8 protein-coding genes are annotated in these 11,043 nt (G+C 62.5%); all 8 read left to right on the top strand.

The window, feature by feature from the left end; translation table 11 throughout:
- Window positions 1–2: 2 nt before the first annotated feature.
- The 8 genes from EV679_RS04370 to EV679_RS04335 all read left to right on the top strand — a co-directional run bounded on the left by EV679_RS04370 (window position 3) and on the right by EV679_RS04335 (window position 11,014).
- Entirely contained in the window at window positions 3–1,244 is a 1,242-nt protein-coding gene (locus EV679_RS04370) for an acyl-CoA dehydrogenase family protein (protein WP_130486581.1), read from the top strand.
- A gap of 9 nt (window positions 1,245–1,253) precedes the next feature.
- Window positions 1,254–2,684, top strand: a complete 1,431-nt coding sequence (locus EV679_RS04365) for an LLM class flavin-dependent oxidoreductase (RefSeq protein WP_130486580.1) — start codon at window positions 1,254–1,256, stop codon at window positions 2,682–2,684.
- Window positions 2,681–3,835 carry an LLM class flavin-dependent oxidoreductase gene (locus EV679_RS04360; RefSeq protein WP_068366930.1) on the top strand — a complete coding sequence of 385 codons (1,155 nt, stop codon included), beginning with the start codon at window positions 2,681–2,683 and terminating at the stop codon, window positions 3,833–3,835. Before EV679_RS04365 ends, EV679_RS04360 begins: the two co-directional genes overlap by 4 nt.
- Before the next feature lie 22 nt (window positions 3,836–3,857).
- Complete coding sequence (locus tag EV679_RS04355; protein ID WP_068366932.1) at window positions 3,858–5,108, top strand: acyl-CoA dehydrogenase family protein; 1,251 nt, start codon at window positions 3,858–3,860, stop codon at window positions 5,106–5,108.
- A gap of 3 nt (window positions 5,109–5,111) precedes the next feature.
- Entirely contained in the window at window positions 5,112–6,341 is a 1,230-nt protein-coding gene (locus tag EV679_RS04350; RefSeq protein ID WP_068366935.1) for a GNAT family N-acetyltransferase, read from the top strand.
- 255 nt (window positions 6,342–6,596) lie between these two features.
- Window positions 6,597–8,345 carry an ABC transporter substrate-binding protein gene (locus EV679_RS04345; protein ID WP_068366937.1) on the top strand — a complete coding sequence of 583 codons (1,749 nt, stop codon included), beginning with the start codon at window positions 6,597–6,599 and terminating at the stop codon, window positions 8,343–8,345.
- Window positions 8,326–10,071 carry a dipeptide ABC transporter ATP-binding protein gene (locus EV679_RS04340; RefSeq protein WP_207224889.1) on the top strand — a complete coding sequence of 582 codons (1,746 nt, stop codon included), beginning with the start codon at window positions 8,326–8,328 and terminating at the stop codon, window positions 10,069–10,071. The genes EV679_RS04345 and EV679_RS04340 overlap by 20 nt, the downstream gene beginning before the upstream one ends.
- Window positions 10,064–11,014, top strand: coding sequence for an ABC transporter permease (locus EV679_RS04335; protein WP_130486579.1), 951 nt, complete (start codon window positions 10,064–10,066; stop codon window positions 11,012–11,014). The genes EV679_RS04340 and EV679_RS04335 overlap by 8 nt, the downstream gene beginning before the upstream one ends.
- The last annotated feature ends 29 nt before the right edge of the window (window positions 11,015–11,043 follow it).

Here is an 11,043-nt window from a genome sequence, read left to right as displayed (position 1 = left end):
CAATGAGCCTAGTGGAAGCACAGGAAGAATCCAAGGCAGTGGACCGTCTGGCAATCTGGCTGGACCAGGCGGGCCAGGTAGCTGCCGAACTGGAAAAAACAGCCGTCGAACGCGACGCTGCCGGCCATGATCCGATTGCGGAAATCGCGCTGCTGCGCGACGCCGGCCTGCTGACCATCGCCATCCCGGCAGAACTGGGCGGCGGCGGCGCCACAGATAGCCAAATACTGCGCGTCATCCGTCGACTGGCTCAGGCCGACACATCCATCGCGCAAATTCTCACCTATCACCTGTTCGGCTCACGCATCGGTCTAGGCCACAACAACCCCGGTTTACGCCGTAAACGCCTGACCGGTTTTCTGCAGCATGGCTGGTTTCATGCAGGAATCGCCCAGGCAGCCTATCCGCCGCTGCTGCAAGCCAGCAATACCGGCGATGGCTATGCGATCAACGGCAGCAAGCCTTTTACTTCAGGCGCAGCCGTGGCCGACACCCTGCAGGTCTGGGTGCGCTTCGCCCCGGGCGCGACCGTGGACGGACAGGATGTCTCACACCACCTGGGCCAGTTCATCGTCGATAACCCCAGCCCTGGCCTGAGCTTCGGCGGGGACTGGAATGCCATCGGCCAGCGCCAGACCGTCAGCGGCAGCGCCCGCCTGGAAAATGTCCGTGTGGCCCGATCGGATCTGGTGAACCACTACCCGGAAACCCAGAAACTTCCGCCGCACGTAACCGTACATGTTCCGATCATTCAACTCTCCTTTGCCGAACTCTATATCGGCACGGCCCAGGGCGCCCTGCATGCCGCGCGCCAATACATCCGGCAGGAAAGCCGTCCCTGGGTCACATCCGGCCACGAACATGCGGCGGCGGACCCGCTGATCGTCGACCGTTTTGGCCGCCTCTCTGTGCAGCTGGCAGCTGCCACCGCCCTGGCCGATGCCGCTGGAGCCCAGGCAGATGCTGCTATCGCCCGGGGGCCGGCGCTGACCGAAATTGAACGCGGTGAGCTGGCCATCCTTGCCTATCAGGCCAAGGTGGCGGCCCACGAAGCCGCACTGGAAGTCACCTCCCGCATTTTCGAACTGATGGGCGCCCGCGCAGCCGCACGCAAATACGGTTTCGACCGCTACTGGCGCAACGTACGTACCCATACCCTGCACGACCCCATTCATTACAAGCTGCTGGAGGTAGGCGACTGGGCGCTCAACGGCCGCTACCCGGAACCCGACTACTACCGCTGAGGCCGACTGATGAGCTCCACTCCCAAACCCCTCATTCTCAACGGCTTCGCCATGACCGTGCCGGGCCACGTTTCGGCCGGTGTCTGGCGTCACCCCGACGACCGCTCGCATGAGTACACCAGACTGTCCTACTGGACTCATCTTGCAAAACTGCTCGACGAGGGCGGCTTCGATAATCTGTTCATTGCCGATGCGCTGGGCCCTATCGACGTTTATGGCGGCACGCCAGACGCCGCCCTGCGCACCGCTGCGCAGCAACCCCTCAATGACCCGCTGGTGCTGGTCGCCGCGATGGCAGGTGTGACCCGACGGCTGGGTTTTGGCGTCACCGTCTCCACCACCTATGAACAGCCCTATGCCCTGGCCCGCAAGTTCTCCACGCTGGATCACCTGACCCAGGGCCGAGTGGCCTGGAACGTCGTGACATCCGTGCTTGAAAGTGCAGCCCGAAACCTGGGCCTGCCCCGGCAGATCGAACATGACGAACGCTACGATCTGGCGCAGGAATTCCTGGAAGTCTGCTACAAGCTCTGGGAAGGCTCCTGGGAAGACGAAGCCCTGTTGCGCGACCGCACCCATGGCCGTTACATCGACCCCGCACGCGTGCATCCCATCGAACATGCCGGGCGCTATTTCCAGGTACCGGATGCCCATGTCAGTGCGCCATCGCCACAACGCACACCGTTGATTTTCCAGGCAGGCACCTCGGCAAGAGGCAGGGAATTCGCCGCCCGCAATGCCGAGGTTGTCTTCCTTGGCGGAACCAGTCCGATACAGATACGAACATCCGTCGATGCGATTCGCGCCAGGGCCGTCGAGCTGGGCCGCCGGCCTGACAGCATCAAGTTCATCACGGCCATCGTGGCCATCCCGGCAGCAAGCGCTGACGCCGCCCAGGCGAAGTACCAGGACTATCTGAGCCATACCAGCCTGGAAGCCGCACTGGCGCTATTTTCCGCATGGACGGGCGTGGACTGGTCGCAATACGACCTGGACCATCCACTGGAATATATCGAAACCAATGCAGGGCGCTCGGCCCTGCGTGGCCTGACGGCCAAGGACGCAAGCCGGCGCTGGACTGTACGCGACATCGCCGAATACATCGGCGTTGGCGGTATCCACCCCAAGCTGGTAGGCACCGGCGCACAGATTGCCGACCAGCTCGAACAGCTGGCCGAAGAAGCAGGCGTGGATGGCTTCAACATCGCCTATGCCATCAGCCCTGGATCATTCGAGGACTTTATCGAATATGTCATTCCTGAATTGCGCGCCCGCGGCCGCCTGACACTGCCAGGCCACGGACGTACCTTGCGTGGCCGCCTCATAGGCACCGACAGACTGAGCGACGACCATCCCGGCGCAGCATTTCGTGCCCTGCTGCAAGGCCCGTCCGTCCTGGCGCAGGACTATCGCGCAAGCGCAGCCAGGGAACCAGCATGAGCGGCAATATCCATCTGCACTGGTACCTGCCGACCAACGGCGACAGCCGGGGACTGACCGGTTCGGGCAATGACAGTCATGTCGTGGGGGCCAGCGGCAGCTTCCGCGCACCGACCCTGGCTTATCTCACAGATGTGGCGCGTGCGGCCGAAGCCCAGCCATTCCATGCTGTCCTGACCCCCACGGGCACCTGGTGCGAGGATGCCTGGATTACGACCGCCGCGCTCTCACGTGAAACGGAACGGCTGAAGTTCCTGGTGGCCTTCCGCCCAGGGCTGATTTCCCCGACGCTGGTCGCCCATCAGGCAGCCACCTTCCAGCGTCTGACAGGCGGACGCCTGCTGCTCAACGTCGTGACAGGCGGAGACCGTTTCGAACAGGCACGCTTTGGCGACCACCTGGATCACGATGCCCGTTACGCCCGTACCCATGAATTCCTGGATGTCCTGCGCGGCGTCACCTCGGCCTCGCCTGGCGCGCCGTTCTCCTACGCCGGACAGCACTATGACATCCGTGATGCCCGCATCGAGACGTCCCCTTACGGGCTGCCGCCAATTTTCTTCGGTGGTGCCAGCCCGGCAGCTGAAGCCGTGGCCATCGCACATGCCGATGTCCAGCTGTTCTGGGGCCAGCCCCCTGCTGTCGAAGCCGCCCGGGTGGCACGCTTGCGGGCTGCCGCCGCGCAGCGGGGCCGGCAATTGCGCTTCGGCATCCGCCTGCATGTCATTTCCCGCGATACCGAAGCCGAGGCCTGGGCCGTCGCCGATCGGCTGCTTTCCGGTCTGTCTGAAGACAGTATCAAGGCTGCGCAAAGCTTGCTGGCGCAATCGGAATCGGTCGCACAACAGCAAATGTCAGCCTTGCATCACGCTCGCACCAGCATTCCGCGCTCGGCCCGTGAACTGGAGATTTACCCCGGCCTCTGGTCAGGCTACGGCCTGGTGCGCGGCGGTGCCGGCACGGCACTGGTTGGCAGCCATGCACAGGTCGCCGCACTGATACGCGAATACCACCAAGCGGGTTTCGACCACTTCGTGCTCTCGGGCCAGCCGCACCTGGAAGAAGCCTGGCATTTCGGCGAAGGCGCTGCATCACTGCTGCGCGCCGAAGGCCTGCTGGCCGCACCCACCGAGCCCGCACCCGCCCACTGAACTGAACGCAAAGGAAACCTTCATGTCATTCGAGACTGCCTTGGCAGAATCCACCGCCGCCACGCTGTACCAGGGAATCCCGGCAGCGGACTTCTCACGCTGGCAACAACGTGCCCGTACTGTGGCCGATGAACTGGCGCGCACCATCATCACCAGGGACAAGGCCAACCAGGACCCCCACGCAGAAATTGAACTGTTGCGTGGTGAAGGACTGCTGGGTCTGGCCGTCCCGCGTGCACTGGGCGGCGCAGGCGCCAGCCTGCTGCAAGCCATGGAAATCGTCCGCATCATCTCGGAAGCCGACGGCTCCATCGGCCAGTTGCTCGCCTACCATTATTCAAATGGCGTCTGGACCTGGATACTCGGCACGCCTGAACAATGGGAAGACACCGTACGCCACGTCGCGCAAGACGGCTGGTTCCAGGGCGGCGTTTCGAACCCGCGAGATCAATGGGCCGAAATCGAGCGCGATGGCGACCGCCGCTTCATTTCAGGCAAACGCACATTTGCCACGGGCACAGCCATTTCCCAGATCATTACCGTCAGCCTGTGGGACCAGGGCAAGCGTGTGCATTACCAGATTCCGACCAATCGCCCAGGCATCACCTTCGGCGACGACTGGGACAATCTGGGCCAGCGCCTCACCGCCTCCGGATCAGTCACCTTCGAGCGGGTCGAGTTGTTCGAGCACGAAAGGCTATCCGGACTGGATCATTGGCCGGCTGATGCCAACCAGCGTGATGGCTTGCGCCCCCTGTTCAGCCAGATCATTTTCGCGCACTTCTATCTGGGCATCGCCGAAGGTGCACTGAAAGCCGCTGAATCCTATGTGCGACATCATGGCCGCCCCTGGCCTGAATCAGGTGTATCGAGCGCCCTGGAAGACCCGTACAACCTTGCCATTCTCGGCCGTTTTTCCGCGGCCATCGAGGCAGGCGTAGCGCTGGCGGACAAAGCCACCGTCAGCTATCAGCAAGCCCTTTTTGCTGGCGCCGCGCTGAGCGCGGAGGCATGGGGACAGCTGGCAATCCTGGTGGACCAGGCCAAAGTCGTGGCCAACGACGTTGTGCTGGAAGTGACTTCCCGCATTTATGAAGTGACCGGCGGCCGCTCGACGGCAAACCGGCATGGGCTGGATCATTTCTGGCGCAATGCGCGAACGCATTCGGTGCACGACCCGGTCTCCTATCGTGCACGTGAAATCGGGCAGGCACGCCTGGGCAGAAGCTGGCCCAAGCCCAGGGTCTACACGGAACCGCCCAAGGCGCAGTGAACCATGGATGCTTTTTTTCCCCCTGTGACGGTCCGTCCGCTGGATAGCGAGGCAGAACGTCGCAACGGCTTTGCCTGCTTCCGCCAGGCCATGTTGGCCCTGCCTGATCTGGGCAGTATCGAACCCGACATGGAAACCGCGTATCTCGCGCATGGCAGAATGCTGGGCGCATTCGATGGCGCAACGCTGCTGGGCGTCACCAATGGCTATGACTCTGCCATTACCGTACCGGGCGGCGCACAGATACGCCACCTGAGCGTCACCCACGTCGGCGTCACCGCCACGGCGACCCGGCGTGGCATTGCACGCCAGCTACTCACACAGCAATTGCGACAGGCCCGTGACACAGGCTATGCCGTGGCAGGACTGCGCGCCTCCAATGCCGGCCTGTATGGCCGCTACGGCTATGGCGTGGCTTCGTGGTCCGTACGCCAGGAACTCGACCTGGCTCAGGCACACCCCGCCATCGCCTTGCCGCGCACAGGAGTGCGCCCGGTCGATCCGAGCACAGCCTTTCCTTTGCTGCGCCGCATTGCCGCAGCACACCCCCCCACACGAGCCGCAGGCCTGGTGCGCTGGGACGCGTGGTGGGCCATGCAGGCTTTCCGTGCACGGCACGGTAGCACCCCCTTTCACGCAGCCGTTTTTGGCGCAGAGGACGACGAACGCGGCTTTCTTCGCTTCCATGTCGCCCCCAATGACAACTGGTTGATGTCCGCCAGCCGCAGCATCATCGTCGACGATCTTTATGCCGCTGATGACGAAGCCTGGCGCGCCTTGATCGGCTATCTTTTTTCCTTGGACATCGTGCAGCGAGTGATCTTCAACTCCCGCCCCGTGGATGACCCTTTGCCCCTGTTGCTGCGCGACCAACGCGTATTGGAGACTTCCCTGCGCCGTGACGAAAGCTGGATACGGCCACTGGATGTCGCCACACTGCTGACGGCAAGAACCTATGGTGACGCCAACGCCATCGTCCTGGCCATTGAGGATGAACTGTTCCCGGAGAACAACGGGCCTTGGCGCATCTCACCGCAAGGCGTGGCTCGCGTCGTTGCTGCGCCGCAGGCACGGATCGCTGTTGCAGACCTGGCATCGCTGGCATTCGGCGCGCATGGCGCCCATGAACTGGCAGCGGCACAACGACTGCATACAACCGCACCGGACACCCTGGACCAGCTTGCACGACTCTTTCACACGCCACGTTCCCCCCATGCCGGGCTGATGTTCTAGAAACGCAGCCATCCCGCCAAGGTCACACCGACCGCCAGCCCGCCTTCCTGGCCTGTGGCTGGCGCACTGTCATGCGCGAGGCATCCCGGTTCGCCTCGCTCGCATTGCCGCTTCCTGCAACGCTTGACCCGTTGATGCGAGACGCGCCGAATGAAGCCTGGCCATTAGCAAATGCCGACAAAGTCGAAGGCCACAGCTAACGACCGACTCATAATGCTTCATCCAAAACAGCAAAGTTTTCAAGAGGATCCCTCCATGCCGTATCCGATGTTCAGGGCTGCGCTGGCCAGTCTCGCCCTGGCTGCCGCCTTCGCGCCGCAGCAGGCCATGGCTGATAACCCGCAACGCGGTGGTACCTTGCGCATAGCGTCGCTCAACGCCGACCTCGATGCTTTCGACCCGCTGACCGGATACAGCATTGACTCATGGACCATTCTGCGCGCCACCACCCGGCAATTGGTCACCTACGCCGGCTCACCCGTCAGCCTGAAAGACGACACAACCCTGGTCCCGGACCTGGCGGAATCCTGGCAGGTTTCAGACGATGGAAAGACCTATACCTTCAAGTTGCGCCAGGGTGTCCGCTACTCCGGGCCAACCGACCGGGAAATCAAGGCCGAAGACTTCGTCTATGCCATCAAGCGCTTCTGCGACCCCAACAAACAGGTTGCCGCGGTCAATTACTTCAACCTGGCATTTTCCGGATTCAGCGAATATTGCCAGGCATACGCCAAGGTACCAACCGGCGATCTCGGCGCATCGCAAGCCTTCCTGGATGCCCACGACATTCCCGGCGTCAAGGCGCTGGACGATTACACGCTGCAACTGCGTTCCGACACCAAGAACTACGATTTTCTGAATATCCTCTCGATGAATTTCGTCACGCCCCTGCCGCGCGAAATTGCCTCGAAATACTTTCCTGACTCTATCGAATTCCGCAAGAATTTCCCGTCCAGCGGCCCCTACTATGTCGATCGCTACACGCAAGGCAAAGAACTGGTGTTGCAACGCTCCCCCCATTACGACGGCAAACTGGACCCGGCACGCCATGCGTGGGTAGACAGCATTGTGGTGGATTTCACCACCAACAACGAAGAAACCATCGTCCAGAAGATCGCGACCGGTGAAGCTGACCTGACGCTGTACCTGGAAGTGCCGCCACGCGCGACCATCGCCCGCTACGTACGCGAGAAAAGCCCGCAGTTGCACGCCACCAACTCAGGCTCCGCAAACTTCATCACCTTCAACGCCAGACCGCAAGCCCAGACTCCTGGCGCCACGGCACTGCGCGACCTGCGTGTGCGCCAGGCACTGACATATGCCGTCAACCGCGCGCACATTGTGCAAACCCAGGGCGGGCCGATCGCCGCTGTTCCCCTGACGCAAATCATCACCTCCACCATCCTGGGCCACGAACCCTTCGACCCCTACCCCACGCCCGAGCATCAAGGCGACCCCGCCAAGGCGCGCCAATTGCTGGCCGAGGCAGGCTACCCGGACGGCCTGACGCTGGATGCCATCTACCGCAGCACCGCCCAGTTCGAAGCCATCGCCCTGACCGTCAAGGAAGATGCCGCACGCGCGGGGATCAACATCAACCTGATCGCCATTCCACCCACGCAATGGTATGCCCATATCCAGGACCCCAAGAGCCGCTGGGACATTTCATTGGGCAGCCAATTCGCCCCGGACTGGCAAGGCCCCAGCACCCGCATGCTGCTGGGCGGTTGGCTGAATTCTGACGCTGCGCCTTGCGGCACCGGCAATGTGCATGCGATCTGCTACTCCAACCTTGAATTGAACAAACTGGCCGCCCAGGCCTATGTATCAGACAACCCCGGCCCGATATGGACCCAGGCCGACCAGCTGGTCTCGACCGACCTGCCCTGGATTCCACTGATCGAGAAACGCAAGATTTCCCTTAGCTCCAAGCGCGTGACCAACTGGCACTGGTCCTCACTCTCGGTACAGGCGGACATTACCAATGTCGCCCTACAACCCTGAACCGGAAACAACACCGATGGATGAAGACAGCCATACCGGCGCCAGCGAGGCCAGCTTCCCGCACGACACATTGTTCGAGATCCGGCAATTGCACGTCGGGTTTGGCAACGCATCCCAGCCCGTGGTGAGTGGTGTCTCGCTGCATGTGCGGCGCGGCGAAACCCTGGCCCTGGTGGGAGAATCCGGCTCTGGCAAAAGCATTTCCTTGCTGGCGGCGACAGGCCTGGCTTCACGACAGGCACAGGTATCAGGCGCAGTGCTGTTCGAAGGCCAGGACCTGTTGCGCCTGTCAGACCGGGAACTGCGCCGCCTGCGCGGCGCCCGCATTGGCTACGTTTTCCAGGACCCTCAAAGCAACCTGCATCCCTACCAAACGGTCTATGAACAGCTGGCCGAAGCCATTCTGGTGCACACGCCCAGGCCATACCCAGGACGGCGCGCCTTGCGCCAGCGTGTGACCGAACTGCTGACCGAAGTCGGCATACGCGACGCTGCACACCGCCTGGACGACCTGCCCCGACAATTCTCTGGCGGCATGCGCCAGCGTGTGATGATCGCCATGGCACTGGCGCTGGAACCGGCCCTGCTGATTGCTGACGAACCCACCACCGCACTGGATGTCACCGTACAGGCGCAAATCCTGGCCCTGCTCAAAGACTTGCAGCGACGACACGGCCTGGCGGTGATTTTCGTCAGCCATGACCTGGCGGTCGTCTCTGACATCGCCGACCGCATTGCCGTCATGCAGGAGGGAAAAATCGTTGAAAGTGGCAGTACGGAACAATTGCTGGCCCGGCCCCGGCATCCGTATTCACGCCGCCTGCTGCATGCGGCCGGGCTCGCTCATGGCGCCCTGCCCGGCACATCGGCCTGCGATACCCTGAGCCGGCCCGCTGCAGCACCACTGCTGCACGTCCAGGGGCTGACACGCAGTTTTGGCGAGCGCCCGGTGCTGTCAGATATCAACCTGGAGATAGCCGAAGGAGAAATCTTCGGACTGGTGGGCGAAAGCGGCTCAGGCAAAACAACATTGGGAAGATTGATTGCTGGGCTGGATCGGCCGGATCATGGCACCATGACCCTGCAGGGAGCCGCCTTGCAGGTTCCCTATCCCCCTGCAACACGCCATGCCATCCAGGTGGTATTCCAGGATCCTTATGCCAGCCTGAATCCACATCGTCGCATTGGCGCAATGCTTGCAGAAATCCTGCGGCGCCGTGGCGTCGCCCAACCCGCCCGGGAAATCGAACGGCTCCTGCAGGCAGTACGTCTGGACCCTGCGCTGGCGCAACGCCTGCCTGTCCAGCTATCCGGCGGGCAGCGCCAGCGCGTTGCCATTGCCCGTGCACTGGCGCTGCAACCCCGCCTGATCATCGCCGACGAACCCGTTTCCGCACTGGACATCACAACGCAGGCGGAAATCCTCCAGCTCCTGCTGCAGCTACGCCGTGAAACCGGCCTGTCCCTGCTATTCATCACACATGACCTGGGCGTTGTGGCCCGCTTCTGCGATCGGGTCGGCGTACTACAGCATGGCGTGCTGGTGGAACACGGCGCCGTCGCCTCCATTTTCGCCCAGCCTGCCCACGCCTACACCCGCCAGCTTCTGGCCGCCATCCCGGGCCAACGCTTGCGCACCCCGCCTCCGGCCAATGCGCCACTGCCAACGGCGGCCCTGATACCGATTGTCAGTCCATCTGCCGCACCCGCTCTGTGCTATGCCTGAATCACTCTCTTTGCCTGATCGGCAGCAACAACATTCGACAGGCCGATCATTTCTCCGTCCACGGCGCGCCTGGCGCGCCGGCAACATTGCCCTGACAAGCGGCCTGCTGCTTTTCGGCGTGGTCATTGCAGGCGCCCTCGCCGCCCCCCTTATCGCCGCGCTGACAGGCCATGGCCCTACCGAGCAATTCCGTGCAACCGGCCTCGATGAAATGGGCCTGCCTGTCGGGCCCGGCAAAGAATTCCTGCTGGGAACGGACGGCCTGGGACGGGATGTCCTGGTACGCATCCTTTACGGTGCCAGGGTATCGTTACTGGTCGGCATACCAGCCACCACACTGGCTCTCGTCATCGGCACGCTACTGGGCTTGCTGGCAGGCTGGTTCCGCGACTGGCGCGGCAAGCTGCTAGACAGGATCATGGATGTTGTCCTCGCCTTCCCGTTTGTGCTGATGGCGCTGGCGCTGATCACACTTAACCGCGACGCGGCAGGCAGGCCTGTCTTGGCGCCGGAAGTGCTGGTCATCCTGGTGATTGCGCTCTTCTCGTGGATCTACTTCGCCAGGCTGGTCCGCAGCATCGTACAGACCCTGCGCCATGGCCCGCTGGTAGAAGCGGCACAAGTTTCCGGCGCGGACACTGCCACCATCCTGTTGCGCGATATCCTGCCCATCCTGGCCCCAAAACTTGCCGTTTTCTGGGCCGTGCAACTTCCGGTCAACATCGTCGCCGAAGCCACCTTATCCTTCCTGGGCGTCGGCATTGCAGCCCCCATGCCCAGCCTGGGCAACATGATTGCCGACGCCCAGCGTTCCGGCCTCTATCAGATTCAGCCATGGCTATTGCTGGGCCCCGGGCTGATGCTTTTTCTGGCCGTCGCCGGTGCCAATCTCATTGCAGCCGGCACGCGTACCTGGCTGGACCCGAACTCCGCGCGATCCTAATTCTGATCCTGCGCCATCATCCCAGTGAA

The organism is Kerstersia gyiorum (assembly GCF_004216755.1).
Lineage (GTDB): Bacteria > Pseudomonadota > Gammaproteobacteria > Burkholderiales > Burkholderiaceae_B > Kerstersia > Kerstersia gyiorum.
Note: the sequence above shows the minus strand (reverse complement) of the source record. Positions and strands in the feature narration are given on the sequence as shown.